This is a genomic window from Streptomyces sp. NPDC049954, assembly GCF_040656295.1.
In the GTDB taxonomy this organism is placed as follows: domain Bacteria; phylum Actinomycetota; class Actinomycetes; order Streptomycetales; family Streptomycetaceae; genus Streptomyces.
Window position 1 is genome coordinate 176,785 of the sequence record NZ_JBFALS010000004.1, and the last position, 26,519, is coordinate 203,303.

Genomic DNA, 26,519 nt, shown 5'->3' on the forward strand with positions numbered 1-26,519 from the left:
GGAGGGTATTGCCACGTGGCATGCCACGATGCAACATGTCGGGAACGCTTCCTCTGGCAAGGAGTTCCGCATGAGTGCGCAGGTGTTCCCCGGTACCTCTCCCGCCGATCCCGCCGATCCCGCCGATCCCGGCACGGACGTACTGGACGATGTCGAGGCCCTGTACCGCGAGGGCGTCACGGCGCGGAAGGGCGCGTTCTCCGTCGAGTGGGCGGACCGGCTCGGCGAGGACGTGGCGGCGGCCTTCGCACAGGCGCGGGCGAGGCCGGGAGGCACGGTGGGGCGCGGCCCGAACCGCTACTACGTGGAGATCCATCCCGAGCAGTTGCGGGGGTTCACCGAACTCGTCGACCACCCGTGGGTGCGCTCGCTGTGCGCCGCCGTCCTCGGGCCCGAGTACCGGATCGTCGAGGTCGGCTTCGACATCCCGCTGGAGGGCGCGGTGAACCAGCCCTGGCACCGCGACTTCCCGATGCCCGAGGAGACGCGGGCGGAGCGCCGGCTCACCTCACTGGCCTTCAACGTCACCACGGTCGACACCGAGGAGGACATGGGCCCCTTCGAGATCGCCCCGGGGACGCAGTGGGACGACAGCGAGGAGTTCGACCACGGCATGTTCCCGCCGCGCTCCCACTACCCCCGGTACGAGGGCCTCGCCGTGCGCAAGTACCCGCAGCGGGGCGACATCTCGGCCCGTACGGCGCTGACCGTCCACCGCGGCACCGCCAGCCACTCGGCCAAGCCGCGTCCCGTGCTCGTCCTCGGCGTCGACGGCCCGGAGGCGGCCAACGCGGAGCGCCACGACGCGGCGGTGACCAGGGAGTTCTGGGACGCGCTGCCCGAGCGGGTGCGCCGGCACCTCGCCTGCCCGGTCGTGGACGAACTGGCCCCCATCGTCCAGAAGCACACCATTGAGGGTCTGGTCATGGGCGATGTCTGAGCCGACGACCCGGACCCGGCGGGGGTCGCTGCCCGGGGCCGAGCAGGGGTTGTCGTCCGGGACCCGTCACGGATCGCCGTCCGAGGCCGAGCAGGGGTTGTCGTCCGGGACCCGTCACGGATCGCCGTCCGGGGCCCCGCGCCGCCCCGTGACGACCGGCGGCGGCACTCCGGGCCTCGTCTACATGGTGGCGACCGTGTCCGCGCTGGGCGGGCTGCTCTTCGGCTACGACACGGGCATCATCTCCGGCGCGCTGATCTACCTCCGCCAGGATCTGGGGCTGTCCTCCACCGGCCAGGAGGTCGTGGTCAGCGTCATCCTGGTCGGCGCGATGGCCGGGGCCGTCCTCTCGGGGCGGCTCGCCGTGCGGTACGGGCGACGGCGCGTGGTGATCGTCGTCGGCCTCGTCTTCGCCCTCGGTGCGCTCGGGGCGGCGGTGGCCCCCGGCACCGGGACGCTCGTCGTCGCGCGGTTCGTCCTGGGCCTCGCGGTGGGAGGGGCGTCGAACACGGTGCCCGTCTACATCGCCGAGGTGGCTCCGGCGGCGATCCGCGGCCGGCTGATGGTGCTGTTCCAGCTGATGGTCGCCATCGGGCAGCTGATCTCCTACGTGTGCGGCTGGCTCTTCGCGGGCAGCGGCGGCTGGCGCGTCATGTTCGCCCTGGCCATGGTGCCCGCCGTGGCCCTCGCCGTCGGGATGACCTTCCTCCCCGAGAGCCCCCGGTGGCTGGTGGGGCAGGACCGTACGGGCCCCGCGCGGGACGTGCTGCGCCGACTGCGCCCCGCGGACGCCGACCTGGACACGGAGCTGGCCGAGATCCACCAGGTCACCAGCGCCTCGGAGACGGCCGACTGGCGGGAGTTGCGCAAGCCCTGGCTGCGCCCCGCGCTCGTCGTGGCCCTCGGCGTCGCGGCCTTCTCCCAGCTCACCGGTATCAACGCGATCGTCTACTACGCGCCGACGATCCTCACCGACGCCGGGTTCGGGGACTCCGCGGCCCTGCTCACCGGGATCGGCATCGGCTCGATGCTGGTGATCGCGGGCATCACCGGCGCGCTCACCGTCGACAAGGCGGGCCGCAGGCGCACGATGCTGTGGTTCCTGCCGGGTTCGGCCCTCGCGATGACCGTCCTGGCCCTCGCCTTCCTGGGCGACGGCGGTACGGCCCAGCGCTGGACGGTGATCATCGCGCTGTTCGCCTACATCCTGTGCAACGGCATCGGCATCCAGGCCGTCGTGTGGCTCATCGGCCCGGAGGTCCTGCCGCTGAGCGTCCGGGGCCCGGCCACCAGCCTCGCCACGCTCACCCTGTGGGGCTTCGACCTGCTGATCGCCCTCACCGCCCTCTCGGCCGTCACCGCCTTCGGCCGGACGGGCACCTTCCTGTTCTACGCGCTGATGAACGTGGCCTGCGTCGTCTTCGTCCTGTTCAAGGTCCCGGAGACGCGCGGCAGTTCCCTGGAGGAGATCGAGACGGCCCTGCGCCGCCCCGGCGACTTCCGCCACAACCTCACCGGCCCGCCGGACGCGGAGGCCGGAGGTCACCTCGCGGAGCCTCGAAAACGGTAACGGGGCTCAGCGGGTGAGGGCGCGGGCCCGGTCGTGCAGGTCGCGGGCGGCCGGGTTGCGCAGGTGGGGGCGCAGGAGGCGGAACATCGTGCGGACGCGGTCGTCGGCACGGGCCGACTGGACGTGCGGGTAGTCGTCCAGCGACCGGTGCCAGGTCGCACAGGCCGCTTCGAGGTGGCCGAGCCGGAGTTCGCGTTCGGCCAGCAGCGCGCGGTGCCGGACCCGGGCGCGACGGTAGACGGAGGAGCGCACCTGGTCCGCCCGCCGCATCGCCTCCACGGCCCCCGCCACGTCGCCCAGCTCGTAACGGACCTGGCTGACGTGGTAGTTGAGGGAAGAGGGATCGTACGAACCGAAGGCGGCACCCCGCGATTCCGCGCGGTCCATGGCGCCCTCGGCCTCGCGGAGGTGGCGCAGCGCGGTCGCGCGGTCTCCGGTCGCGGCGGCGGCGTGCGCCTGCTGCCCGGCCAGGAAGGCGCGCATCCGGGGCCCCGCCTTCGGGGAGGCCGCCGCTGCCGCGTCCGCCAGGTCCACGGCTTTCGCGCCGTGGCCGAGGTCGACCGCCTGCACGCTCATGCCGCGCAGCGTCGTGCAGTACGTGAGGTGGTCCTCCGCCGCCCCGGCGAGTTCCAGGGCTTTCACGTAGTAGCGCTGGGCCAGTCCGTGCAGGCCCTCGTCCACCGCCATGTACCCGGTCAGGTAGAGGAGGTCGGAGGCGGCGGACAGCATCGCGCGCCGCACCCCTGCCGAGGTGTCGGCCCGCAGGTAGGGGGCCACCGTGTTGACCATGAACGAGGCGGCCATCGGGCGCGCGTGGCGGCCGCCGAACCGGTCGTCGAGCTCCGAGATCCGTTCGGTCATCGCGACGACCATGTCGACCTCGTGCGCCCCTATGCGGGAGATCCGCCCCTGGGCCGCCGCCTCCGCCCGCCCCACCACGTCGGGCCAGCCGGGGATCGTGAGGGCGACCGAGAAGAGACCGGCGGCCATGAGACCGCGCCGGGACGGGTCCATGTCCTGCCGGCCGAGGGCGATCATGTCCTCCACGGTGTCGGGAGGGGACGTTGGCGTGGACTTCGCCGGGGCGGGCAGCCCCGCCTCGTCGTACGTCACGGGGCGGCCGAGGCGCCGGGCGAACGCCTCGCGCACGCAGCCTCGCACGGCCGGGCGGGGGACGGTGCCGCCGAGCCAGTGCGCCACCGCGGACTCGTCGTAGCGCAGGGAGAGGCCGGTTTCCGCGCCCACGCGGTTCACCGCCCGGGCGAACTGCCGGTACGTCCACCGCGACTCGGCGATCAGGTGGGCCATGCCCACGTTCGGCGACCGCTGTGCCATCGCCCTCAACTCCTCCCCGTCGCAGGACATTCAAGACTTTCAAGCTCGGAGCCACTGTCCACCGTACCGCTCTGCGTGATCAGGCGGTTGCTTAGAGACAGAAGGGCCGACAGTGGCTCGTCGTGACGGAGACAGGGAGTTTTCCATGGGGAGCGAAGCGCGCGCGGAACTCGGCCGGCTCATCCGGGAGAAGGGGCGGGACGGTTACCTGCGGGTCGGCGTCGAGGAGGGGGCGGACCTGCCGCCGGGCTCGATGGAGTTCCCGCCCTGCCGGTGCCCCCGGCACGTCGCGGAGGAGGCGGAGGACGCCGGGCGGCCGGACCCGGCGTGACCCCGCCCGTCGTGACCCCGGCCCCCGCGTTCATCGGCGCCCCTTCGCCCCCAACCCGCCCCCGTCCCCGCCCCCTTGGGTGGAGGATTACGGCATGGAGATGAGCAGAGGGGCCGGGGCCCTGGTGCGGGGGCTGGTGTGGGTGGGGCTTGTGGTGCTGGTGGCGGGGTGCGGGACGGAGCGGGGCGGGGGCGGGGACGGGGCTGAGGCGGGGCGCAGCGCGGCGGCGAGGGCGAGTGGGGCGCCCTCTGACTTTCCCTGTCCTGGGGAGAGCGCCGCGCCCGCCCCGTCGACGCCCGATGGAGGGTCGGCCCCGGGCGGGGCGCCCGGCGATCACTACGCGGAGAACCACGGCTTCATGGAGCCCTTCCCGCTGCACGGCCGAAAGCGGTGCGCGGGGATCGAGGCGGTCGGGAAGGTGGAGCGGGCGCTCGAACCCCTGCGGGGGCGTGCGGACTTCGATCCCGTTCACGCGCGGGCGGCGCTCGTGCGGCTCGGCTACGCGGACGGGGCGGTGTCGGCGTATCAGAACGGGCCGACCGGGGTCGGGTTCCTCGTCGACACCTTCCCGGTGTGCGTGAAGGGCACGATGAACCTCGGTTCCGTCGAGGCGACGGCCTTCGGGGGCTATCCCGATCACCCGGGGTGCGACCGGCCTTCCGGAGGGCACTGAGGGCTGCCGCCGGTGCGCCGCCGCTTCGGGCCGGGTCCGTCCTCGCCGCTGTCAGTCCCGCTCGTTACCGTCGGCTCATGCGTGCTGGGTGGTCGTGTGCCGGGGTCGGGTGGCGGGAGGGGCTGCCCGTGTTGCGGTGGGCGCGGTCCGGGGACGGGGAAGGGGCCGCCCGGCGGGTCGTGGAGCGGGAGAGCGTGCTGCGGGCCGGGGAGGCGGTCGGGTTCCGGGTGCTGGGGGAGCGGCGCTGTCTCGGGGTGTGGCGGGCCGGGCGCCGGCACGCGTGTCCCACGGCGGAGGTGATCCCCGGGGGCGGGACCCGGGCGCAGTGCGCGTCGTGCGCGCGGCTGGACCGGGCGCGGTCGGTGGCCGCCGACACCTACGCCGACGACCCACGGCCCTACCGGGTGTATCTCGCGTGGTTCGGGGACGGGCTGGTCAAGGTCGGGATCACCGGCCAGGCGCGGGGTGCGGCGCGGCTGCTGGAGCAGGGCGCCGTCGCGTTCAGCTGGCTGGGGTCAGGGCCGCTCATGGCCGCGCGCCGCGCCGAGGAGGCCGTACGGTCCGGGCTCGGGGTGCCGGACCGCGTCCCGTACGAGCGCAAGCGGGCCGCCCGGCTGCGGATCGGTGCGGACGCCGGGGAGCGGGCCCGGGAGGTCGCGCGGGTGCACGCGCAGGCCGTCGCGCTGCCCGGCTGGCCCGAGACGCTGGAGCGCTCGCCGTGCCGGGTGGTGGACCACGCGGACGCCTTCGGCCTGCCGCTTCCGGTCCCGGTTCCGGGACCGCGCGGGGCCGGGGCCCTGGGCGGGCTCGGGGAGGGGGTGGCCGTGTCCGGGGTGTTGCTCGGCGTCGCCGGGCCCGATCTGCATCTCGCCGTCGATCCCTCCGAGGCCGACGGCGGGCCGCCCCCGGAGGGGCCCGGCGCGCCCTCGCTCGTGTTCGTCGACACGCGCGTGCTGGCCGGCTGGCCCCTCGCCCCCGTCGGCGCGGGGGAGGGCACCACGCCCGGGCTCGTACGGCCGTTGCGGGGCGCGGACGAGGGGGAGGGGGAGGGGGACGCGCAGGCCGGGCTGTTCTGAGAGGGGTGTCGGATCTCGCGGGCGTCGTCGTCTCCCGCTATTGATCACCGGGGTGGGTGCGGAGCACAGTGGCCGCATGGCTGCTGACACCGAGGGGACGACGACCAGCGGGGCGCACGGGACGGACAGGGCGGAGACCGCGGAGACGGCGCCCGGGGCGGACGGGGAGAGCCGGGCCGTGCGGGCGTTCACGCGGCGGATCGGGGCCGACGCGCTCGTCGACGTGCACACGCACTTCATGCCGGACCGGGTGCTGCGCAAGGTGTGGGCCTACTTCGACGCGGCGGGACCGCTCGTCGGCCGGGACTGGCCGATCACGTACCGGTTCGCCGAGGAACGACGCCTCGCCGTGCTGCGCGGGTTCGGGGTACGGGCGTTCACCTCGATGCTGTACCCGCACAAGCCGGGGATGGCGGCCTGGCTCAACGGCTGGGCGGCGGACTTCGCGCGCCGTACGCCCGGCTGCCTGCACACCGCGACGCTGTTCCCCGAGCCCGGCGCCGAGGCGTACGTCCGGGAGGCCGTCGAGGGCGGGGCCCGGGTGTTCAAGGCCCACGTGCAGGTCGGCGCCTACGATCCGGCGGACCCGCTGCTCGACCCGGTGTGGGGGCTGCTCGCGGAGGCCGGGGTGCCGGTGGTGACGCACTGCGGTTCAGGCCCGGTGCCGGGGAAGTTCACGGGGCCCGGGCCGGTCGGCCGGGTGCTCGCGCGCCACCCCCGGCTGCGGCTGGTCGTCGCGCACATGGGCATGCCGGAGTACGCGGACTTCCTCGACCTCGCGGACAGATACCCGGAAGTGCGGCTCGACACCACCATGGCGTTCACGGACTTCGTGGAGGCCGACGCGCCTTTCCCACCCGGGGAGTTGCCCCGGCTCGCGGCCCTCGGAGACCGCGTCCTGCTCGGCACCGACTTCCCCAACACCCCGTACCCGTACGCCCACCAGCTCGAAGCACTCGAACGGCTCGGGCTCGGCGCCCCGTGGCTGCGGGCCGTGTGCCACGACAACGGGGCCGCGCTGTTCGGCCTCGACGCGCAGGGAGCGGGCCACGGGTGAGGGGGGCCCTCACCGGGGCAGGTGGCCCGTGTTCCCGAGGGAGACGAGCCGCCGGTTGTGGAGAAGTCGTCCTCGCGCAGCGGCGTGATGCTCCCGGAGGGGCCAGGAAGCTCACGGAGCCCAGGGACGGGAACGGCATCCTGAACCACGCGGCCAGCCGCCGACGACCCTTTCGACGTGATGCGTCGCCTCCGGGCGTGAGCCTTCGTGCCTCCGCCCTCGGGGGTGCGCCCATGTGCGTACGCCTTCGCGCCCGCGCCCGGGGCCCCGCCTTTTTGCCGTACCGGGGACCGTTTCTCAGGGAAATCACAGACTTCCGCAAGGGCCCTTTCAGAGCCGCCGCACAGGCTGGGCGCATGATGACGATCCCGCCCCAGGGGCATTCCGAACCGTCGAGGCCCGAGGCGCGCGCCGTCCGGGTGCTCGTCGTCGACGACGAGACGTCCATCACCGAGCTGCTGTCCATGGCCCTGCGCTACGAGGGCTGGGAGATCCGCAGCGCCGCCGACGGGGCGAGCGCCGTGCGGGTGGCGCGCGAGTTCCGGCCGGACGCCGTCGTCCTGGACATGATGCTGCCCGACATGGACGGGCTGTCGGTCCTCCAGCGGATGCGGCGCGAGCGGCCCGAGACGCCGGTGCTGTTCCTCACCGCGAAGGACGCCGTCGAGGACCGTATCGCCGGGCTCACGGCGGGCGGGGACGACTACGTGACGAAGCCGTTCAGCCTGGAGGAGGTCGTGGCGCGGCTGCGCGGGCTGATCCGGCGTTCCGGGGCGGCCGGTGCGGCGCGCAAGGCCGGTTCCACGCTCGTCGTCGGCGATCTCGTGCTCGACGAGGACAGTCACGACGTGTCGCGCGCGGGGCGTGACATCCACCTGACCGCGACCGAGTTCGAGCTGCTGCGGTACCTGATGCGCAACCCGCGCCGTGTGCTCAGCAAGGCGCAGATCCTCGACCGGGTGTGGAGTTACGACTTCGGCGGCCAGGCCAACGTGGTCGAGCTGTACATCTCGTACCTGCGGCGCAAGATCGACCGGGGGCACGCACCGATGATCCACACGCGGCGCGGGGCCGGTTACCTGATCAAGTCCGCCGAGGTTCCCGTGGGGTCGTCGGCCGCGGCGCCGTGACCGGTGCCGGGGCCGCCGTCCGCGTCCCGCGCCGGCGCCTCCTCCCGTCGTCCGCGTACCGCCCGCCCGGTGCGCTGCGGCGGCGCGGCCCGCTGACGTTGCGCTCCCGGCTCGTGCTGTCGGCGGTGGTGCTCATCGCCGTCGTGTGCGCGGTGATCGGCACCGTCACGACGCTCGCGCTCCGCTCCCACCTGTACGCGCAGGTCGACGGGCGGCTCGGCGGGGTCGCGCAGCGCGCCGCCGACGGGCCGCCCGGCGGGCACCCGGCCGGGCAGGGCCAGGACCCGCTGCTGTTCGTGACGACGGGGCCGCAGGACCTCGGGACGCTCGGGGCCGTCGTGGACGGTACGGGGAAGGTCGAGCGGGCCGTCCTGAGCGAGGAGTCCGGGGACGACGGCGGTGGCCGTTCCACGCGGGCCCGGGTGCTGGACGCGAGCGCCCGCGAAGCGCTCGCCTCCGTGGCCCGTGACGGCTCCGCGCACAGCGTGGACCTGCCGGGGCTCGGCGGATACCGCGTGCGGTACGCCGAGGGGCCCGGCGGTGACTTCCTCGTGGGGACGCCGACCGCCGACGCCGACGCGACCGTGCGCACCCTCGTCGTGGTCGAGGTGTGCGTGACCGCCGCCGGTCTGCTCGCCGCCTCGATCGCCGGGGCCGCGCTGGTGACCGTCGCGCTGCGGCCCCTGCGCCGGGTCGCCGCGACCGCCACCCGGGTGTCCGAACTGCCTCTGCACCAGGGCGAGGTGGCGCTCGCCGAACGCGTACCCGGGGCGCAGGCCGACGCGCGGACCGAGGTCGGTCTGGTCGGCGCCGCGCTGAACCGGATGCTCGACCACGTGCACGGGGCGCTCGACGCCCGCCAGGAGAGCGAGACCCGGGTACGGCGCTTCGTCGCCGACGCGAGCCACGAACTGCGCACCCCGCTCGCCTCGATCCTCGGGTACGCCGAACTGACCCGCAGGAGCGGCGAGGACGCCGGGCCCGACACCCGGCACGCCCTGAACCGGATCGAGTCGCAGGCCCGGCGGATGACCGGCCTGGTCGAGGACCTGCTGCTGCTCGCCCGGCTCGACGCGGGACGCCCGCTCGCGCGCGAGAGCACTGATCTCGTACCGCTCCTCGTGGACGCCGTGAGCGATGCGCGGGCCGCCGGCCCCGGCCACGTGTGGCGGCTCGCGCTGCCCGAGGAGCCGGTGCCCGTGGCCGGGGACCCGGCGCGGCTCCAGCAGGTCCTGGTCAACCTCCTCGCCAACGCGCGTACGCACACGCCGCCGGGCACCCGGGTGACGGCCCGCGTCCACGCCGTACGGCCGGGAGGCCCGGAAGCCGCAGCGGAAGCCGCAGCGGGGGCCCTTGCGGGGGCCGCCGGGACGGCCGTGCTGGAGGTCGAGGACGAGGGGCCCGGCATCCCCGCCGGTCTGCTGCCCGCCGTGTTCGAGCGGTTCGCGCGCGGCGACGCCTCCCGGGCCCGCGCGTCGGCGGCCGCGTCCACGGGCACGGCCGCGCCCACGGGCACGGCCGCCCCGGGCGGCGGGTCGACCGGGCTCGGGCTCGCCATCGTGCGGGCCGTCGTCACGGCGCACGGCGGCCGGGTGGACGTGCGCAGTGTGCCGGGCCGGACCGTGTTCACGGTGCGGTTGCCGCTCGGCGCGGAGTGACACGGCCGCTGGGCGGGGTGACACGGCCGGTCGGCGGGCGGCGGGGGCGCGGCCCCGTTCGCGAACTCACAGGGAACGGCCCGATCCACAGCCCGTCGACAGGCTCGGCACACGTTCCCAACAGAGCGTCGGCGCAGGGTCGTTGGCATGACAACACTTCCCACGCCAGGGCAAGGGGCGGGGCCGGGGGCCGTGCCGCCCGGTCTGTCCGCCTCGGTGCTGCCGACGCGGCGGGCGCTCACGCCGGTGGCGGACGGGACGCCCGTCCTGGACGTCGTCGTGCCCGTCTTCAACGAACAGCGTGACCTGGAGCCCTCCGTACGGCGGCTGCACGCGTACCTCGGCCGGGCCTTCCCGTACGGCTTCCGGATCACCGTCGCCGACAACGCGAGCACCGACGCGACCCCGCAGGTCGCGCGGCGGCTGGCCGCCGCGCTGCCCGAGGTGCGCTGCGTACGGCTGGAGCGCAAGGGCCGGGGGCGCGCCCTGCGCCAGGTGTGGGCGGCCTCCGAGGCGCCCGTGCTCGCCTACATGGACGTCGATCTGTCCACCGACCTGAACGCCCTGCTGCCGCTCGTCGCGCCGCTGCTGTCGGGCCACTCCGACCTCGCGATCGGCTCGCGGCTGGCGGGCGGGGCGCGCGTGGTGCGCGGTCCCCGGCGGGAGTTCGTCTCGCGCGCCTACAACCTGATCCTGCGCGGTTCGCTCGCGGCGCGGTTCAGCGACGCGCAGTGCGGGTTCAAGGCGATCCGCGCGGACGTCGCGGCGGTGCTGCTGCCGCTCGTCGAGGACACCGGGTGGTTCTTCGACACCGAGCTGCTCGTCCTGGCCGAGCGCGCCGGGCTGCGCATCCACGAGGTCCCGGTGGACTGGGTGGACGATCCGCAGTCCTCCGTCCGCGTCGTGCGTACCGCCGTGGACGACCTGAAGGGCGTGTGGCGGGTGGGCAGGGCCCTGGCGAGCGGCAGGCTGCCGCTGGACCGGCTCGCCCGGCCCTTCGGCGACGATCCGCGCGACCGGGCCCTGAGCGGGGTCCCGCACGGGCTCGCGCGCCAGCTCGCCGGGTTCTGCGTGGTCGGCGTCGCCTCGACGCTGCTGTACCTCGCGCTGTACTCGCTGTGCCGCGGCTTCTCGGGGCCCCAAGTAGCCAACGCCCTGGCCCTGTTGCTCTCGGCCTTCGCCAACACGGCGGCCAACCGGCGGCTGACCTTCCGGGTGCGGGGCCGCAACCGCGCCGTGCGTCAACAGGCGCAGGGGCTGGTCGTGTTCGCGGTCGGGCTGGTGCTGACCAGCGGTTCGCTCGCCGCGCTGGACGCGGCGGCCGGTGAGCCCTCGCACGGCACCGAACTCGCGGTGCTCGTCGCGGCCAACCTCGCGGCGACCGTCGTGCGTTTCCTCCTGCTGCGCACCTGGGTCTTCGCGGACGCCGCTCCGGCGGACCCGCGTCCCCGGGATGGCCGGGAGGCCCGGGACGCACAGGAAGTCCTGGGTGCCCAGGAAGTCCTGGACGCCCAGGAAGTCCTGGGTGCTCAGGAAGTTCTGGGTGCTCAGGAAGTCCGGGCGGCCCGCCGTGAAGCTCAGGACGGCGCGGACGCCTCTCCCGCCGAGCCCCTTCGTAAGGAAGCCTCATGACCGACGCCTTCGCCGGACCCGTCCCGGCCCAGGGCCCCCCGGCCGCCGCCCCGCCCGCCGCCTCCGTCGCGCCGCCGTCGAGTGCCACGCGGGGGCGGGTCGCGGACCGGCCGCGCTGGGAGCGGCCCGCCTTCTGGGCACTGCTCGTGCTGACCGGCGCGCTGTACGCGGTGAACCTCAGCGCGTCCGGGTACGCCAACTCCTTCTACTCGGCGGCCGTGCAGGCCGGGAGCGAGAGCTGGAAGGCGTTCTTCTTCGGTTCGCTCGACGCGGGCAACGCCATCACCGTCGACAAGCCGCCCGCCGCGCTGTGGCCGATGGCGCTGTCGGTACGGGTGTTCGGCCTCGGTTCGTGGGCGATCCTGCTGCCCGAGGTGCTCATGGGCGTCGCGACGGTCGCGGTGCTCCACCGCTCCGTACGACGCCGCTTCGGCCCCGCCGCCGGGCTGATCGCGGGCGGGGTGCTCGCGCTGACCCCGGTTGCCGCGCTCATGTTCCGCTTCAACAACCCGGACGCGCTGCTGGCGCTGCTCATGACGGTGACGGTCGCGTGCGTGCTGCGGGCCCTCGAAGCGGGAGAGGCGGAAGCGGCGGGCGGCGGCGCGCGCAGCAGTACGAAGTGGCTGCTCGCGGCGGGGGCCGCGGTCGGTCTCGGCTTCCTCACCAAGACGCTCCAGGCCTTCCTGGTGCTGCCGCCGCTCGCGCTCCTGTACGCGGTGTGCGCGCCGGTGCGGCTGCGCCGCCGGTTCGGCCAACTCGCCCTGTCGGGGCTGGCGATGGTCGTGGTCGGCGGCTGGTGGGTCGCGCTCGTCGAACTGTGGCCGGCCGGGTCGCGGCCGTACGTCGGCGGCTCGCAGCACAACTCCTTCCTGGAGCTGACCTTCGGCTACAACGGGCTCGGCCGGATCAGCGGCGACGAGACCGGCAGCGTCGGCGGTGGCGGCGGCGGGGCGGGAGGGCCCGGCGGCGGAGGCGGTGGCGGCTGGGGCGAGACCGGCCTCGGCCGCATGTTCAACGCCGAGGTGGGCGGCCAGATCGCGTGGCTGCTGCCCGCCGCACTGCTCCTGCTCCTCGCCGGGCTCGTGGTGACGCGGCGGGCCGCCCGCACCGACGCGACCCGCGCCGCCTTCCTCGCGTGGGGCGGATCGCTGCTGGTCACCGGGCTGGTGTTCAGCTTCATGGCGGGCATCTTCCACCAGTACTACACGGTGGCGCTGGCCCCGTACCTGGCGGCGCTGACCGGCATGGGCGCGGTCCTGCTGTGGCGCGGGCGGCGCGACGTGGTGGCCTCGGCCGGGCTCGCCCTCGTCGTCGTGGTGACCGCGTGGTGGGCGTACGTCCTGCTCGGCCGCACCGCCGACTACCTGCCGTGGCTGCGGGTGGCCGTCCTGGCGGCCGGTCTGCTCGCGGCGCTCGGCCTGCTGTGCGCGGGCCGGGCGGGGCGGTACGTGAGCGGGGGCGCCGCCCTCCTCGCGGTGGCCGCGTGCCTGGCCGCGCCGACGGCGTACACGATCAGCACGGTGTCCGAGGGGCACCAGGGCTCGATCGTGACGGCGGGCCCGGCCGGCGCGAGCCGGGGCGGCGGGCCAGGTGGTGGCGGCCCCGGTGGCGCCCCCGGCGGCGGACGCGGCGGTCCGGGCGGCGGCGGACAGCTGCCCCCGGGAGGCCGGCGGCCGCCGGGCGCGAACCAGGCCCCCGGCGGTCAGGCCCCGAACGGCCGGACACCCGGCGGACAGGGCCAAGCGCAGAACGGGCAGACGCCGAACGGCCAGCCGCAGAACGGCCAGGCGGCGCCCGGCGGCACGGGCCGTGGCCCCGGGGGCGACGGCGGCGGGGGCGGCGGCATGGGCGGACTGCTCAACGGGACCACCGTCGGCGCCGAGGCGAGGAAGCTCGTCGAGAAGGACGCCGGGGACTACACCTGGCCCGCCGTGGCGATCGGTTCGCAGAACGCCGCGAGCTACCAACTCGCCACCGGCGTACCGGTCATGGCGATCGGCGGTTTCAACGGCAGCGACCCGTACCCGACGCTCGCGCGGCTCAAGCAGTACGTGGCCGAAGGACGCGTGCACTACTTCATCGCGAGCGGTGAGGGGATGGGCGGCGAGGGCATGGGCGGCGGACCCGGTGGCGGGGGCACCTCGTCCGCGCTGACCGCGTGGGTCGAGAAGACCTTCACGAAGGTCACGGCGGGCGACGCCACCTTCTACGACCTGACCGACCCGAAGGCGTAGAGCGGGAACGAGGGGGCGGCGGCCCGGGCCCGGCCCCGGACCGCCGCCCCCTCGTCCGTCCCCTCAGCAGCTGCGCTCAGTACGTCACCGTGATGCGGCGCCGCACGCCGTCGACCCGGATCTCCCCGCCGTACGGGATGACCTGCTGCGGATCGGTGTGCCCGAGGTCGACGTCGAAGACGATCAGGGTGTCGGGCGCGTACTGCCCGAAGGCCCGCAGGACGGCGTCCCGTTGGGCGGCGCGGTGGGCGACGCGCTCGGCCGGTTCGAGGCGGCGGTCCAGGGACCAGGCGCGGGCCCGGCCCATGAGGAGCGCGGGGAAGCGGCGCAGGAGGCCGCGTTCGCCCATGTTGCGCAGGATGCGGAACACCTCTTCGGCACGGGGCAGTTCCTCCGAGGTCTCCAGGAACAGCACCCGTCCCTCGTACTCCTCGGGGGCGCCGATCTCGCGGTCGGCCATCAGGAGCCAGGACAGGATCTCCAGGTTGCCGCCCCAGCTCCGGCCCGTCACGACGCGCTCGGGCCCGTGCCAGGTCCAGCCGTGCGCGGGCTCGCCCTCCGGCTCGGCGTCGAAGGTGCGCGGATCGGCCCAGTCGCCGCCGACCTCGGAGAAGGACGTGGCCGGGGTCAGTTCGAAGGGGCCCGAGGTGAACAGGGCGGCCCGCACGGAGGCCTCCGTGAGCGGGTGCAGCGCGCCGGGCCTGCCCAGCTCGACCATGACGGTGCCGCCGTGGTAGCCGACGACGCCGCCGGGCCCGGTGCGGTCGAGGAAGGCGAGGAGGTTGGTGCAGTCGCTGTACCCGAAGAAGGGCTTCGGGTGCGCGGCTATCAACTCGCGGTCCAGGTGCGGGAGTACGGTGATCTGGTCGTCCCCGCCGATGCTGCTGATGACCGCTTTGATCTCCGGGTCGGCGAACGCGGCGTGCAGGTCGGCGGCGCGGTCGCGCGGGGCGGAGCCCATGCGGCGGGTCGTCGGGTACTCGACCGGGACCAGGCCGAGGTTTTCGCGCAGCCGCCGCAGTCCCAGCTCGTGGGGGAGCGGGAGGACGCCGGGCAGTCCGGAGGCCGGGGAGACGACCGCGACCCGGTCGCCGGGGACGGGCTTCGGCGGGCGGACCGGTGTGCCGGTGCCCGGCGCGGGGCTCTGTTCGGGGCGCATGGCCGGATCGTACGGGCGGCGCGGGCGGGGGCACGAGGGGTTTCCGCCCCCGGGGAGCCCGGAATACGCGCAGGTGATGGGTGCGCGCTGAGTCCGGCTCGGGGCGTGAGGGCGCATCATGATGGGCGTGGGCCGCGCGGAGCGCCGGGCGGCCGCCGGACGGTGCCGGGAAGAGGACAGCGTGGTGAGTGCCAAGTGGTGAGGGCGGCGGACCGTGCGGGACGGGCGGCCAGGGCGAGCGTGTGGCTCGCGGAGCGCGCGGGCGGCGGCACCGGCCCGGGAGCGTCGCCCGGACCGGCCGGCCCGGGCCCGGGCTCCGGGCCCGCCGCGGCCTCCGGCACGGGTTCCGGTTCCGGTTCGGGTACGGGTTCCGGGGCGCGGGCGCGGCGCAGCGACCAGCCCTCCGGCCTGGACCGGGAGCGCATCACGGCGGCCACGGTACGGCTCCTCGACGAGGAGGGCCTGTCGAAGTTCTCGATGCGCCGCCTCGCCGCCGAACTCGACGTGACCGCGATGTCCGTCTACTGGTACGTCGACACCAAGGACGACCTGCTCGAACTGGCCCTCGACGCGGTGATGGCCGAACTCCTCACCGGCGGGACGGAGGCGGAGGCCGCGCCGCCCGAGCCCGCCGCACCCGTCGCACCCGCCGAGACCGTCGCGTCCACCGGGGCGGTCGCGCCCACGGAGGCCGTCGCGCCCGCCGGAGCCGACTGGCGGGTGCGGTTGCGCGCGCTGGCCTCGGGGTACCGCTCGATGATCGTGCGGCATCCCTGGGCCTCCCCGCTCATGGGCAGTTTCCTCAACATCGGCCCGCACTCGCAGGCCTTCTCGTGCCGGCTGCGGGCCGTCCTGCGCGACACGGGCATGTCCCCGGCGCAGCAACTGGGCGCCCTGTCGGCCGTGTTCCGCTTCGTGTACGGATTCGGCACGATCGAGGGCCACTTCGTGCGCCGTTGCGCCTCGGCCGGGATGTCGCAGGACGAGTACTACCGGGACGCGCTCGGCTCGATGAGTGAACGCCCCGAGTTCGTCGAGTCCTTCGGCAGTACGGAGGAGATCTTCGGCACGCAGGGCTTCGGCGGCGTGGAGGACCTGCGCGAACGCGACTTCGCGTTCGCGCTCGACCTGCTGGTGGCCGGCATCGAGGCGCAGGCCGGGAAGGCGTCCGCGCGGGGGCCTGCCGGGGAGCGGACGGCCGACGGGGACCCGGCCGCCGCACGGGGCTGAGAGGACGGAACGCCGTCCGCCGCGTCGGCCTCCCCGTCACGGAGCGCGAGGCGGACCGACGGACGGCGCACGCGTGGACCTCAGTCCTCCTCGCCCCGCGTGGACGTCAGCCCTCCTCGCCCCGCGTGAACCTCAGTCCTCGCCCCGCGTGAGCCGGGCCGGGAAGCCGCCGGTCGCGAGCGGGCCCCAGCGGGTCGGGGTGACGCGGATGATCGACTTGCCCTGTTTGACCATCGCCGCCCGGTACTCGTCCCAGTCGGGGTGCTCCCCGGAGATGTTGCGGAAGTACTCGACGAGGGGCTCCACGGAGTCCGGGGCGTCGATGACCTCGGCGGTGCCGTCGATCTGGACCCACGGTCCGTTCCAGTCGTCGCTCAGGACGACGAGGCTGACCCGGGGGTCGCGGCGCGCGTTGCGGGTCTTGGCGCGCTCCGGGTAGGTCGAGACGACGACGCGCCCCGAGTCGTCCACCCCGCAGGTGAGCGGGGAGCCCTGCGGGGTGCCGTCGGAGCGGGTGGTCAGGAGGATCGCGCGGTGCCGGGGCCGGACGAAGTCCAGCAGTCCGGCCAGGTCCACCTTGGTGTTGGTCGCTGTAGTGGGTGCCATGGTGCGAGCCTACGCCCGCGCGGCGGGCCCGCCTCAGTCCTCCTCGGGGGACACGAGCAGCCGCGCGTAGGCGGCCATCGAACGCTGGTAGCGCGGCAGATGGGGGGCGAGCGCCGCGACGGCCACGGACACCGCCTCACGCTCGCGGCCGGAGTCGGCGAGGCACAGCGCGAGGGTCGCGGCGAGCGCGTCGCTCAAGTGGTCCTGGCCGCGCTCCCGTTCGGCGGTGAGCAGTTCGACGCCCTCCCGCGCCTGCCCCAGGTTGCGCAGCGAGCTGGACAGCTGGATCACCGCGCGCCGTCGGCGTTCGCCCGGCAGGGTCCCGCGCAGCGCCTCCCGGTAGAGGGGGACGGCGAGGTCGGAGTGGCCCAGGGAGTCGCGGGCGGCGGCCCGTTCGAAGAGGGCGACGGGATGGTCCGGGCCGAGTTCCGCCGTCAGGACGTCCATGCGGGACAGGAACTCCTCCGGCTCCAGGGAGTCGAGCAGGGCCCACAGCGCGGCGTCCCTCTCCTCCCAGCCGGCGGCGGTGGCGGTGGCGGGTGTCGGCGTCATGGGGACGGGGCCCTTCGGGGAGACGGGGGCGGCGGGCGCCGCGCGGTCCGCTCATCGTGGCGAGGGCGCTACGGTGGCCGCCACTGTTTCGGCGACCGCCGAAACACCTGCGCCGGGGGTGGCCGTGACCGTGACGCTGCGCCTGGGGCCCGCCGACCCGCACCGCGTCCGCTTCGCGCGCTCCCCGCTGTTCGAGACGCTGGCCGCCGTCCGCGTCGCGACGGGCCCGCAGCCCCCCGGAGCGCACGCGCCCTGGCTCAAGGACGTACGGCCCCGGCTGCGCGACCTCGACCTGCGCCCGCTCACGCTGCTCCAGCCCCGGCGCGGTTACTCGCCCGACTTCCTGTCCCCGCCGCCCGCCGGGCCCCGGGAGACCTTCGCGCAGGGGCTCGCGCGGCTGGCGGCGACCCCCGGCGTCCAGGTGCGCGCGGAGATCGCGCGGTCCCTGGCCGAGACGCCCGGGGCCGCCGGGAGCGCTGCGGGCCGCGCCCTGCTCGCACCGCCGCCCGAGGCCGTACGCGCGGCCCTGGCCGAGCTGGTGCGCGCCGCGTGGGACGCGCTGCTCGCCCCGTACTGGACGCGGGTCGAGGCGCTGCTCGAAGCGGACCTCGCGCTGCGCGCGCGGCGCCTCGCCGAGGGCGGCCTCGAAGCGCTCTTCGCCGGTCTGCACCCGGGGGTGCGCGGCTGCGGCGACCTCGTCGTACGGGAGGGCGGGTACGGCGGGGACGAGCACCGGGACCTGGCGGGGGAGGGGCTGCTGCTGGTGCCGAGCGCGTTCAAGACGGACGAGGCCGTCGTCGTCCTCGACGCCCCGTGGCAGCCCACGCTGATCTACCCGGCGCCCGGTCACGGCACGCTGTGGGAGCGGCGCGCCCGCCCCGCCCCGGACGCGGCGCTCGCCCGGCTGCTGGGCCGCACCCGCGCGCTGCTGCTCACCGCGCTCGGCGAACCGGCCTCCACGAGCGGGCTCTGCGCGCGCCACGCCCTGGCCCTGGGCACCGTCTCGGAGCACCTGGGCGTGCTGCGCGCGGCCGGGCTCGTCGTAGGCGAGCGGCAGCGGCACGAGGTGCGCTACCGCCGCACCGGGCTGGGCGACGCGGTCGTACGGGGGACGGGGCGCTGAGTCCGGTCGCGGCCCCGCCCCGGTCGTGGGGACGACGGAGGGCGCGGGCGCCGGAAGGAAGCTCCGGTGCCCGCGCCCTCACGCGGCCTGGTCCGGGCGGGGGCGCCCGGACGGCGTCGTCACATCTGCGGGAGTTCCGCGCCCTGCACGGCCTGGATGTCGAGTTCGACGCGCAGCGTCGTGCCGATCGCGGCGATACCGGCCTGCACGACCTGGTTGTAGTTCATCTGGAAGTCCTCGCGGCGCAGCTCGGTCGTCGCGCGGAAGGCGGCGCGGGTGCCGCCCCACGGGTCGGCGCCGGTGCCGAGGTAGCTGAGGTCGAGGGCGACGGGGCGGGCCACGCCGCGCATCGTCAGCTCGCCCTGGACCGTCCACCGGTCCGGGCCCGCCGGGGCCACGCCGGTCGAACGGTAGGTGAGGCTCGGGAACTGCTCGACGTCGAGGAAGTCGGCGGACTTCAGGTGACCGTCGCGCATCGCGTTGCCGGTGTCGATGGACGCGGCGTCGATGACGGCCTCGACGGTGGAGCGCTCGACGTCCTGGTCGATGTCGATGCGCCCGGAGAACTGCGTGAACCGGCCGTGCACGCTGGAGATGCCCAGGTGCTGCGCGACCGCGCCGACCGAGGAGTGCGCCGGGTCGATGGACCACGGGCCGGGCGGGGGCAGTTCCGCGCCGCCCTGCCGGGCCAGGACGACGGTGCCGACGTCGGCGCGGCCCGAGGCCGTGACGAGCGCCGTGGAGGCGACCGGGGCGTAGCCGACGGCCGTCACGATCACGGTGTAGGGGCCGGACTTGAGGACGGAGGCGTCGTGCACCTGGCCCTCCTCGTCGGTCTCGGCGCGCAGCACCTGCGTGCCGGTCATGTCGGTCATGGTGACGACCGCGTGGGCGACGGCCCACCCGTCGCGGGTCCGGATACGAGCGCTGAGTCCCATCCCGTTTTTCTCCTTGCGTACATGCGTCGCGCTCCCTGTGGGGCGGTCGCACGAAGTGCGTGACTGCGCCGGTGGGCGCAGGAAAAAGTGTGGGCCCCGGGCCGGTGGCGGTCCGGCCGTCCCCTGCCGTCCACCACCGGTTCCGGGGCCTCTCTCCGCGAGGGACCGGGGGCGCGTCTCCGCTCGGGACGCGCCCCCGGTCCCTGGGACCTGCTACTCGCCGGGGTGGGCGAGTTCGATGTCGTGGCCCTCGGCTCCGGCCCCGTGGACCGTGAGGCCGGTGGCCACCGGCGGGTAGCCGGTCGCGATGACCGTGTACTCGCCGCCGTCCAGGTCGGCGAAGCCGTAGGCCCCGTCCTCCCCGGTGGTGGCGGTGCCGACCACGTTGCCCGCGGCGTCCACGAGCGTGACCCGGGCGTCCCGCAGCGGTCCGCCCGCGGCGCGGACGACCCCCTGCACCTGGGCGCCGGACCGCAGCGGGATCTCGACGCGGGTGACGCCGGTGGTCCCGATCTCGACGGGCAGCGCCGCCGGCCGGTGACCGGGCGCGTTGACCGCGAGGGTCACGGTGCCCGGCACGAGGTCGGTGAAGGCGAACTCGCCCTGCTCGGCCGTCTTGCCGGTGGCCAGGACGTCGCCGCGCACGTCGGTCACGATGACCATCGCGTCGGCCACGCCCCGCTGGTCGTCGGCCGAGCGGACGACGCCGCTCAGACCGCTCGTCCCGCTCAGCACGATGTCGTACGTCAGCGGTTCGCCGCCCACCACGATCGTCGAGGCCTGCGGCTGGAAACCGTCGGCCGAGGCGATCAGCACGTAGCTGCCGGTGCCCGGGGCGTCCAGCGCGTAGGCGCCGTCCGGCTGGGCCACGGCCCGGCCGAGCTGCCGGCCGCCGAGGGAGATCAGCGTGACCGCGGCCTGGGCCAGCGGGGCGTTCTCGGCACCGCGGACGAAGCCGCTGACGCCGATCCCGCCGGGGATCTCCGCGCCGGGCACCGTGCCGAGCGAGGCGGTCGCCGTGGCGGCCGACTGCGCGGCAGGCGAAGCCGCCTGCGCACCGGTGGACGGTTCGGCCGAGGAGACCGCTCCGGCCATCGCGGGCACCGGGGCGGTGTCCTGCACGGACTGCTGCGACTGCTCGGCGGCGGGGGCCGCGGGGGCGCCCGTCGTCTCGGTGGCGGCCGCGGGGGCGGCACCGGTACGCAGCGGGATCTCCTTGATGAACCAGGTCAGGAGGAAGGCGACGAACGCGCACGGGGCGGCGAACAGGAACACGTCCGCGACACCGCTGCCGTAGGCGCTCTCGACGATCGACTTGATCGGCTCGGGCAGGGACTTGACGTCCGGGATGGCGCCACCGCTGCCCAGGGCACCCTGGGCCGCCTGCGCACCCTTCGCGCCGAGGCCGGCGATGCCGTCCTTGATGTGGTCGCCGACCCGGTTGCCCAGGATCGCGCCGAGCGCCGAGACGCCGACCGCGCCACCGAGGGAACGGAAGAAGCTGACCGTGGAGCTGGCCGAGCCGAGGTCCTTCGGGGACACCTGGTTCTGGGTGCACAGCACGAGGTTCTGCATCATCATGCCGATGCCGAGACCCAGCAGGGCCATGTAGATCGCGACGTGCCAGTACGGGGTGTCGTACTCGATGGTGCTCAGCAGGCCGGGCCCGGCGGTGAGCAGCGCGCCGCCCGAGACCAGCCAGACCTTCCAGCGGCCGGTGCGGGTGATGATCTGCCCGGAGACCGTCGAGGAGATGAACAGACCGGCGATCATCGGGATGGTGAGGACACCGGACATCGTCGGCGACTTGCCGCGCGCCAGCTGGAAGTACTGGCTGAAGAACACGGTGCCCGCGAACATGGCGACGCCGACGAACAGCGATGCGGCCGAGGCCAGCGTGATGGTGCGGTTGCGGAACAACCGCAGCGGGATGATCGGTTCCTTGGCCTTCGACTCGATCAGGACGAAGATCAGTCCGAGGACGATCGCGCCGCCGATCATGGTCCAGGTCTGCCAGGAGATCCAGTCGTACTTGTCACCGGCGAAGGTGACCCACAGGAGCAGGAGCGACACGGCGGCGGCGATGAAGAAGGCGCCGCCCCAGTCGACCTTGACGTCGCGCTTGACGACCGGCAGCTTCAGCGTCTTCTGCAGGACGATCAGCGCGATGATCGCGAAGGGCACGCCGACGTAGAAGCACCAGCGCCAGCCGAGCCACGAGGTGTCGGTGATGACGCCGCCGAGCAGCGGGCCACCGACGGTCGCGACGGCGAAGGTCGCACCGAGGTAACCGGAGTACCGGCCACGCTCGCGGGGCGCGATCATCGCGGCCATGACGATCTGCGCGAGGGCGGAGAGACCGCCCACGCCTATGCCCTGCACGACGCGGCAGATGATCAGGAAGCCGGCGCTCTGCGAGAGACCGGCCGCCGCCGAGCCGACGACGTAGATGACCAGGGCGACCTGGACCAGCAGCTTCTTGTTGAAGAGGTCCGAGAGCTTGCCCCACAGGGGCGTGGTGGCGGTCATCGCGAGCAGCGAGGCCGTGACGACCCAGGTGTAGGCGCTCTGTCCACCGCCGAGGTCGCCGACGATCTTCGGCAGTGCGTTGGAAACGATCGTCGAGGACAGGATCGCGACGAACATACCGAGCAGCAGCCCGGAGAGCGCCTCCATGATCTGCCGGTGGCTCATCTGCACGTCGCCGCCGGTGGGCGCGGGTGCCGCTGAGCCGTGCTTGGCATGGCTGCCCCGCACACCGGACGGTGTGGTTGTTGCCATGGACTTCCTTCTCTTACGAGGGTGTACCGGTGGTCTGTTCTACGGAGTCCGGGAGCCGGGCCCAGGCGGTCCGGCAGTCACCGAAGCTGTCGCGCAACCGCGCGAGCAGCCCGTTCAACTGGTCCACGTCCTCGTCGGACCAGTCCTCCAGGTAATGCGCGAGCGCCGTGACGTGGCGCTCGGAGAGCTGGGTCAGCAGGGCCCCGCCCTCGGGCGTGAGCCGCAGGATGCGGGAACGCTTGTCGGTCGGGTCCGGGACTCGTTCGACCCATCCCCGGTCCGCGACATGGGCGACATGCCTGCTGGTCACCGACATGTCCACCGCCAGCAGCTCCGCGAGCCTGCTCATCCGCATCTCTCCGTACCTGCTCATCAGGTGCAGGACGGCGGCGGAACCACTGGGGCAATCGGGGGGAAGAATCCGTCCCAGGCCGCGTTTCACGGCACCGAACGCGCTGAGCTGACGGGCCAGCTCCTCATAGTGAGGCTGCTCGGCCATGTCATTCTCCTGTTTTGTTGCTTAGGGCAACCATAAAACCAGTTGGTTGCCCCAGGCAAACTAAAGCGGACCAAGCAGATCAAAGCTCTGGCAAAAGGTTGGGGTAGCGGTCGCAAAGAAAGTGAACAGGTGGGGCGGGGGAGGAGTAGTGGGGCGGGTGGGACGAGCGGGGCGGGGGGTGTGGGGCGGCGCGGGGGCTCGCACGGCTTCGTCTGAGGGCGGCCCGGTTCGCTCGCGGGGGAGCCGTCCGGGGCTCGCTCGTGGGTGTCGTCCGGGGCTCGCTCGCGGGGAGGCTGCCCGTGGTTTGCGCGGAGAGGCCGTCCGGGGCCCGCGTGGGGGAGGCTGCCCAGGGTTCGCTCGTCCGGGAGCCGTCCGGGAGCCGTCCGGGAGCCGTCCGGGAGCCGTCCGGGAGCCGTCCGGGAGCCGTCCGGGAGCCGTCCGGGGCTCGCGCGGGGACGTCGTCCGGGGTTCGCGCGGCGACATCGCCGGGCTCGCTCGCGGGAAGGCCGTCCGGGGCTCGTACGGAAAGGCCCTCCGGGGTTCCCGTCCGGACCGGTCGCAGGGGGCGTCCCGGTGGCCGGAATCCTTCGCCGGTACCGGATTTCAGCCCTCTGTTGAGCGCCGGGAGGCGGATCGGTGCCCGGTTAGGGCCGGAAGGTGATCTTCTGTTCCCCGGGGGGTTGGGCCGGGGCCTCAGTATTCGCTAGGGTCCTGGCCCATGGCACACAACCCGCACGCGCCCCAGGGCCCCGAGGGCACTCCCGACCCGGCCGGCAGCACGCAGATGTTCCGCGCCTTCGTGGACGAGGAGGGCCCGCGCCGCCAGACCCAGCAGCCGCAGCAGTCCTCCAAGTCGCGCGTCGGCCTGATCGTCGGCGTCGTCGTCGCCGTGGTGATCATCGTCGCGGTCGTCGCCCTGGCGCTCTGACCTCCGGGCTCCAGCCCACACGGGGGGCCGGTCACGACCGGGCCCCCGTCCACTGCGGTACGGGGTCGCTCGCCGGGCCCCTGTCCGCTCTCGACCGCGCGCCCGCGTACGCACGTGAGCGCGCGATAACACGCGCAGTGCCGTGCTCGCCGCAGGGCGCCCGCGCTGTCCGCGTGTGCGCGGCCGCCCGTCCGTCCCCGGGACCAGGGCTCACGGGAGCGGGGCGGGCCGTCCTGCTGCGGCCCGCCCTGCTCCTCGCACTCTCTTGTCCCCCGGGTCACCCCTCGGTGACCTCGCGCGGGGTCAGTCCGCGATGAGCCCTTCCCTGAGCTGGGCGAGGGTGCGGGTCAGCAGCCGGGAGACGTGCATCTGGGAGATGCCGACCTCCTCGCCGATCTGGGACTGCGTCATGTTGGCGAAGAAGCGCAGCATGATGATCCGCCGCTCCCTGGGCGGGAGTTTGGCGAGCAGCGGCTTGAGCGACTCGCGGTACTCGACCCCTTCCAGCGCCGTGTCCTCGTAGCCGAGGCGGTCCGCGAGGGAGCCCTCGCCGCCGTCGTCCTCGGGGGCCGGGGAGTCGAGCGAGGAGGCCGTGTACGCGTTGCCGACGGCCAGGCCGTCGACCACGTCCTCCTCCGACACCCCGAGCGCCACGGCGAGTTCGGGCACGGTCGGGGAGCGGTCGAGCTTCTGCGCCAGCTCGTCACTGGTCTTGGTCAGCGCGAGCCGCAACTCCTGGAGTCTGCGCGGGACCCGCACCGACCAGCTGGTGTCGCGGAAGAAGCGCTTGATCTCACCGACGACGGTCGGCATCGCGAACGTCGGGAACTCCACGCCGCGTTCGCAGTCGAAGCGGTCGATCGCCTTGATCAGGCCGATCGTGCCGACCTGGACGATGTCCTCCATCGGCTCGTTGCGGCTGCGGAAGCGGGCCGCCGCGTAGCGCACCAGGGGGAGGTTCAGCTCGATGAGGGTGTCCCGGACGTAGGCACGCTCCGGGCTGTCCTCGGCGAGGTCGCCCAGGCGCAGGAAGAGCGCGCGGGAGAGCGTCCGGGTGTCGAAGCTGGCGTCCGAGATCCGGGGGGAGGCGGGGGCCGCGGGCGCGTCGGCGGCGGGGAGGACCGCGGCCGGAGCGTCGGGACCCGGCGGGACGGGCCCGGACGTCGCGGGCACCTCCACCGACTCCGTACGAGGGGCCGGGGGAGCGTAGTTGAGTGTGTCCCCGACCGGTTCGGCGGGCGGCAGCACTGCCACCCGGTCTAGCCCGTCGGGGGTGCTCTTGCTGAGCGTGAGCACCTTCGAGCTGCCCTGTTCTGCGGACATGCCACCCCCTTGAGGTCGCGGACGGTAGCGGCGGACGCTCCCGTCTGAGGAACGCAGCCTCCACCTGAATACCGGAGGCGAGGCTGCGGCAAACGCAGTTCCAGCAGAATGTCACATGTCGGCAACGCGCTGTAGCGGTATGTCGACAAACAAGTTCCGAGGAGGCGCTGGAAAAGGGGCTTCTGGTGCGATTTCAGGCGGCTGAGGCGCTGGTCGGGCCGGGATGTGAAAGGACCCGTTCCGGTTATGCCTCGATCCTGTTTGCGGATCTGAGACGTGCAAAGCTGCGCGCGAGCAAACGGGACACGTGCATCTGTGACACACCGAGTTCGGCGCTGATCTGGGACTGCGTCAGGTTGCTGTAGTAGCGCAGCAGGAGGATGCGCTGTTCGCGCTCGGGGAGCTGGACGAGGAGGTGGCGCACGAGGTCGCGGTGCTCGACCCCGTCGAGGGCGGGGTCCTCGTAGCCGAGCCGGTCGAGCAGTCCGGGCAGCCCGTCGCCCTCCTGGGCGGCTTCGAGGGAGGTCGCGTGGTAGGAGCGCCCGGCCTCGATGCAGGACAGCACCTCCTCCTCGCTGATCCGCAGGCGGTCGGCGATCTCGGCGGTGGTCGGGGAGCGCCCGTGAGCGGTCGTCAGGTCCTCGGCGGCGCTGTTGACCTGCACCCACAGCTCGTGCAGCCGGCGCGGTACGTGGACGGTGCGGACGTTGTCGCGGAAGTACCGCTTGATCTCGCCGACGACGGTGGGCATCGCGAAGGTGGGGAACTGGACGCCGCGCTCGGGGTCGAAGCGGTCGATCGCGTTGATCAGGCCGATGGTGCCGACCTGGACCACGTCCTCCATGGGCTCGTTGCGGCTGCGGAAGCGGGCGGCGGCGTACCGCACGAGCGGCAGGTTGGCCTCGATGAGCGCGGCGCGCACCCGGGTGTGCTCGGGGGTGCCGGGGGTGAGGTCCTTGAGCCGGCCGAACAGCACCTGGGTCAGCGCTCGGGTGTCGGCGCCGCGGCTGCGGGGCGCAGTACTGGCCGGCACGGTCATCGCCATCCCTTTTTCCGCCTCGGTTTCCGCCTCGGTCTGATGCTGGTCCGACCTGTTCACTCTTCCGTCAAAAGCGGTCATAGCATCACAAGACATGCGCACTGTGCGCAAGCACCGCATAACGCCGTGTTGAGGCCGCAGGACGCCGCTGCGGGGAGGCGGGGAGGCGGGGCGGGCGGGGCGCCCCTAGGGGCGTCACGGGGTGCGCGAGGCCGTCGGGGAGCGCGGGGGGCTCGCGTGGAGCCGCAGGGGGCCGGACGGGTGGCGCGGGACGCCGGGCCGGCCGGAGGCGCGCGGGGGGCCGGGGCCCGCGGTTGCGGCCCGGTGGAGGGCCGGTGTCACGCGCCCGGGGCCGGGTGCGGTCCGGGGCTACTTGCCGCCGTTCGCTATCCAGGTCATGAAGTCGCCGACCGCCGAGGCCCCGTCCGAGACGCCCTGGAAGCCCATCTGGACGTAGTCGGCCGCCTTGGCCGGATCGGTGATGATGACGTAGAGCACGAAGACTATGACCGCGAACAGCGCGATCTTCCTGGCTTGCGGCACCGCGGCCTCCCCTGTGCGTCCCTGCGTGCGCGCCCCTGCGTGCGCGACCTGCGGACGCGCCGCCCCGCGCGTCCCGCGCGCCGTGCGGCACCGCGCTGGTGCGTACGGTACGCGCGGGGAGTCTAACCCGGCCCGTTTCGCCCAAGATCGTCGGCGCGGAAG

23 protein-coding genes are annotated in these 26,519 nt (G+C 74.1%); 13 read left to right on the forward strand and 10 right to left on the reverse strand.

What is annotated here, in order from left to right; genetic code table 11:
- Positions 1-70: 70 nt before the first annotated feature.
- Positions 71-940, forward strand: coding sequence for a phytanoyl-CoA dioxygenase family protein (locus AB0J21_RS10060; protein WP_363145382.1), 870 nt, complete (start codon positions 71-73; stop codon positions 938-940).
- A gap of 148 nt (positions 941-1,088) precedes the next feature.
- Positions 1,089-2,510: a sugar porter family MFS transporter gene (locus AB0J21_RS10065; RefSeq protein WP_363145383.1), complete on the forward strand. Its 1,422-nt coding sequence runs from the start codon at positions 1,089-1,091 to the stop codon at positions 2,508-2,510.
- A gap of 6 nt (positions 2,511-2,516) precedes the next feature.
- On the opposite strand, the gene AB0J21_RS10070 is transcribed toward AB0J21_RS10065, so the two are convergent.
- Entirely contained in the window at positions 2,517-3,845 is a 1,329-nt protein-coding gene (locus tag AB0J21_RS10070; protein ID WP_363145384.1) for a tetratricopeptide repeat protein, read from the reverse strand.
- 145 nt (positions 3,846-3,990) lie between these two features.
- Here AB0J21_RS10070 and AB0J21_RS10075 point away from each other — a divergent pair, with 145 nt between their 5' ends.
- The 8 genes from AB0J21_RS10075 to AB0J21_RS10110 all read left to right on the forward strand — a co-directional run bounded on the left by AB0J21_RS10075 (position 3,991) and on the right by AB0J21_RS10110 (position 13,636).
- A complete protein-coding gene (locus tag AB0J21_RS10075; protein ID WP_363145385.1) occupies positions 3,991-4,176 on the forward strand; it encodes a hypothetical protein in 186 nt (61 codons plus the stop codon).
- Positions 4,177-4,270: 94 nt separating this feature from the next.
- The gene (locus tag AB0J21_RS10080; protein ID WP_363145386.1) at positions 4,271-4,849 is read left to right on the forward strand and encodes a hypothetical protein; all 579 of its coding nucleotides are present in this window, start codon (positions 4,271-4,273) and stop codon (positions 4,847-4,849) included.
- Between the two features lie 77 nt (positions 4,850-4,926).
- Positions 4,927-5,925, forward strand: a complete 999-nt coding sequence (locus tag AB0J21_RS10085) for a DUF2797 domain-containing protein (protein ID WP_363145387.1) — start codon at positions 4,927-4,929, stop codon at positions 5,923-5,925.
- Between the two features lie 76 nt (positions 5,926-6,001).
- Positions 6,002-6,982 (forward strand): amidohydrolase family protein, encoded by a 981-nt coding sequence (locus tag AB0J21_RS10090; protein WP_363145388.1) that lies wholly within the window; start codon positions 6,002-6,004, stop codon positions 6,980-6,982.
- A gap of 356 nt (positions 6,983-7,338) precedes the next feature.
- The gene (locus AB0J21_RS10095) at positions 7,339-8,112 is read left to right on the forward strand and encodes a response regulator transcription factor (RefSeq protein WP_363145389.1); all 774 of its coding nucleotides are present in this window, start codon (positions 7,339-7,341) and stop codon (positions 8,110-8,112) included.
- A gap of 74 nt (positions 8,113-8,186) precedes the next feature.
- On the forward strand, positions 8,187-9,770 hold the full coding sequence (locus AB0J21_RS10100) for a HAMP domain-containing sensor histidine kinase (RefSeq protein WP_363145735.1): 1,584 nt from the start codon (positions 8,187-8,189) through the stop codon (positions 9,768-9,770).
- A 147-nt stretch (positions 9,771-9,917) separates the two neighbouring features.
- Complete coding sequence (locus AB0J21_RS10105; RefSeq protein ID WP_363145390.1) at positions 9,918-11,402, forward strand: bifunctional glycosyltransferase family 2/GtrA family protein; 1,485 nt, start codon at positions 9,918-9,920, stop codon at positions 11,400-11,402.
- A complete protein-coding gene (locus AB0J21_RS10110; RefSeq protein ID WP_363145391.1) occupies positions 11,399-13,636 on the forward strand; it encodes a glycosyltransferase family 39 protein in 2,238 nt (745 codons plus the stop codon). Before AB0J21_RS10105 ends, AB0J21_RS10110 begins: the two co-directional genes overlap by 4 nt.
- A 76-nt stretch (positions 13,637-13,712) precedes the next feature.
- Here AB0J21_RS10110 and AB0J21_RS10115 read toward each other — a convergent pair whose 3' ends face one another.
- Complete coding sequence (locus AB0J21_RS10115; RefSeq protein WP_363145392.1) at positions 13,713-14,795, reverse strand: S66 peptidase family protein; 1,083 nt, start codon at positions 14,793-14,795, stop codon at positions 13,713-13,715.
- A 408-nt stretch (positions 14,796-15,203) separates the two neighbouring features.
- Between AB0J21_RS10115 and AB0J21_RS10120 the strand changes: the two genes are divergently transcribed.
- Positions 15,204-16,025 carry a TetR/AcrR family transcriptional regulator gene (locus AB0J21_RS10120; protein ID WP_363145736.1) on the forward strand — a complete coding sequence of 274 codons (822 nt, stop codon included), beginning with the start codon at positions 15,204-15,206 and terminating at the stop codon, positions 16,023-16,025.
- 132 nt (positions 16,026-16,157) lie between these two features.
- Here AB0J21_RS10120 and AB0J21_RS10125 read toward each other — a convergent pair whose 3' ends face one another.
- Together AB0J21_RS10125 and AB0J21_RS10130 are read right to left on the reverse strand one after the other, a co-directional pair.
- Positions 16,158-16,631 (reverse strand): PPOX class F420-dependent oxidoreductase, encoded by a 474-nt coding sequence (locus AB0J21_RS10125; RefSeq protein ID WP_363145393.1) that lies wholly within the window; start codon positions 16,629-16,631, stop codon positions 16,158-16,160.
- A 33-nt stretch (positions 16,632-16,664) separates the two neighbouring features.
- Positions 16,665-17,183, reverse strand: coding sequence for a tetratricopeptide repeat protein (locus tag AB0J21_RS10130; RefSeq protein ID WP_363145394.1), 519 nt, complete (start codon positions 17,181-17,183; stop codon positions 16,665-16,667).
- Between AB0J21_RS10130 and AB0J21_RS10135 the strand changes: the two genes are divergently transcribed.
- Positions 17,182-18,306: a DUF5937 family protein gene (locus tag AB0J21_RS10135; RefSeq protein ID WP_363145395.1), complete on the forward strand. Its 1,125-nt coding sequence runs from the start codon at positions 17,182-17,184 to the stop codon at positions 18,304-18,306. The genes AB0J21_RS10130 and AB0J21_RS10135 overlap by 2 nt on opposite strands.
- A 119-nt stretch (positions 18,307-18,425) precedes the next feature.
- On the opposite strand, the gene AB0J21_RS10140 is transcribed toward AB0J21_RS10135, so the two are convergent.
- The 3 genes from AB0J21_RS10140 to AB0J21_RS10150 all read right to left on the reverse strand — a co-directional run bounded on the left by AB0J21_RS10140 (position 18,426) and on the right by AB0J21_RS10150 (position 22,524).
- Complete coding sequence (locus AB0J21_RS10140; protein ID WP_363145396.1) at positions 18,426-19,244, reverse strand: YceI family protein; 819 nt, start codon at positions 19,242-19,244, stop codon at positions 18,426-18,428.
- Between the two features lie 213 nt (positions 19,245-19,457).
- Positions 19,458-22,025 carry an MFS transporter gene (locus AB0J21_RS10145; protein WP_363145397.1) on the reverse strand — a complete coding sequence of 856 codons (2,568 nt, stop codon included), beginning with the start codon at positions 22,023-22,025 and terminating at the stop codon, positions 19,458-19,460.
- 13 nt (positions 22,026-22,038) lie between these two features.
- Complete coding sequence (locus AB0J21_RS10150) at positions 22,039-22,524, reverse strand: MarR family transcriptional regulator (RefSeq protein ID WP_363145398.1); 486 nt, start codon at positions 22,522-22,524, stop codon at positions 22,039-22,041.
- A 718-nt stretch (positions 22,525-23,242) separates the two neighbouring features.
- On the opposite strand from AB0J21_RS10150, the gene AB0J21_RS10155 reads away from it, so the two are divergent.
- Entirely contained in the window at positions 23,243-23,452 is a 210-nt protein-coding gene (locus tag AB0J21_RS10155; protein ID WP_363145399.1) for a hypothetical protein, read from the forward strand.
- A gap of 303 nt (positions 23,453-23,755) precedes the next feature.
- Here the strand turns inward: AB0J21_RS10155 and AB0J21_RS10160 are convergent, their stop codons facing one another.
- The 3 genes from AB0J21_RS10160 to AB0J21_RS10170 all read right to left on the reverse strand — a co-directional run bounded on the left by AB0J21_RS10160 (position 23,756) and on the right by AB0J21_RS10170 (position 26,357).
- Positions 23,756-24,775: an RNA polymerase sigma factor SigF gene (locus AB0J21_RS10160; RefSeq protein WP_363145400.1), complete on the reverse strand. Its 1,020-nt coding sequence runs from the start codon at positions 24,773-24,775 to the stop codon at positions 23,756-23,758.
- A gap of 244 nt (positions 24,776-25,019) precedes the next feature.
- Positions 25,020-25,820 (reverse strand): RNA polymerase sigma factor SigF, encoded by an 801-nt coding sequence (locus tag AB0J21_RS10165; RefSeq protein ID WP_363145401.1) that lies wholly within the window; start codon positions 25,818-25,820, stop codon positions 25,020-25,022.
- A gap of 363 nt (positions 25,821-26,183) precedes the next feature.
- Entirely contained in the window at positions 26,184-26,357 is a 174-nt protein-coding gene (locus tag AB0J21_RS10170) for a hypothetical protein (RefSeq protein ID WP_363145402.1), read from the reverse strand.
- Between the last annotated feature and the right edge of the window lie 162 nt (positions 26,358-26,519).

Coding starts and splice junctions, on each gene's coding strand:
- AB0J21_RS10090 (WP_363145388.1), top strand. CDS start 6,002: ATGGCTGCTGACACCGAGGGGACGACGACCAGCGGGGCGCACGGGACG.
- AB0J21_RS10080 (WP_363145386.1), top strand. CDS start 4,271: ATGGAGATGAGCAGAGGGGCCGGGGCCCTGGTGCGGGGGCTGGTGTGG.
- AB0J21_RS10125 (WP_363145393.1), bottom strand. CDS start 16,631: ATGGCACCCACTACAGCGACCAACACCAAGGTGGACCTGGCCGGACTG.
- AB0J21_RS10085 (WP_363145387.1), top strand. CDS start 4,927: ATGCGTGCTGGGTGGTCGTGTGCCGGGGTCGGGTGGCGGGAGGGGCTG.
- AB0J21_RS10165 (WP_363145401.1), bottom strand. CDS start 25,820: ATGGCGATGACCGTGCCGGCCAGTACTGCGCCCCGCAGCCGCGGCGCC.
- AB0J21_RS10060 (WP_363145382.1), top strand. CDS start 71: ATGAGTGCGCAGGTGTTCCCCGGTACCTCTCCCGCCGATCCCGCCGAT.
- AB0J21_RS10070 (WP_363145384.1), bottom strand. CDS start 3,845: ATGGCACAGCGGTCGCCGAACGTGGGCATGGCCCACCTGATCGCCGAG.
- AB0J21_RS10110 (WP_363145391.1), top strand. CDS start 11,399: ATGACCGACGCCTTCGCCGGACCCGTCCCGGCCCAGGGCCCCCCGGCC.
- AB0J21_RS10150 (WP_363145398.1), bottom strand. CDS start 22,524: ATGGCCGAGCAGCCTCACTATGAGGAGCTGGCCCGTCAGCTCAGCGCG.
- AB0J21_RS10075 (WP_363145385.1), top strand. CDS start 3,991: ATGGGGAGCGAAGCGCGCGCGGAACTCGGCCGGCTCATCCGGGAGAAG.
- AB0J21_RS10105 (WP_363145390.1), top strand. CDS start 9,918: ATGACAACACTTCCCACGCCAGGGCAAGGGGCGGGGCCGGGGGCCGTG.
- AB0J21_RS10130 (WP_363145394.1), bottom strand. CDS start 17,183: ATGACGCCGACACCCGCCACCGCCACCGCCGCCGGCTGGGAGGAGAGG.
- AB0J21_RS10135 (WP_363145395.1), top strand. CDS start 17,182: ATGGGGACGGGGCCCTTCGGGGAGACGGGGGCGGCGGGCGCCGCGCGG.
- AB0J21_RS10115 (WP_363145392.1), bottom strand. CDS start 14,795: ATGCGCCCCGAACAGAGCCCCGCGCCGGGCACCGGCACACCGGTCCGC.
- AB0J21_RS10095 (WP_363145389.1), top strand. CDS start 7,339: ATGATGACGATCCCGCCCCAGGGGCATTCCGAACCGTCGAGGCCCGAG.
- AB0J21_RS10140 (WP_363145396.1), bottom strand. CDS start 19,244: ATGGGACTCAGCGCTCGTATCCGGACCCGCGACGGGTGGGCCGTCGCC.
- AB0J21_RS10155 (WP_363145399.1), top strand. CDS start 23,243: ATGGCACACAACCCGCACGCGCCCCAGGGCCCCGAGGGCACTCCCGAC.
- AB0J21_RS10160 (WP_363145400.1), bottom strand. CDS start 24,775: ATGTCCGCAGAACAGGGCAGCTCGAAGGTGCTCACGCTCAGCAAGAGC.
- AB0J21_RS10145 (WP_363145397.1), bottom strand. CDS start 22,025: ATGGCAACAACCACACCGTCCGGTGTGCGGGGCAGCCATGCCAAGCAC.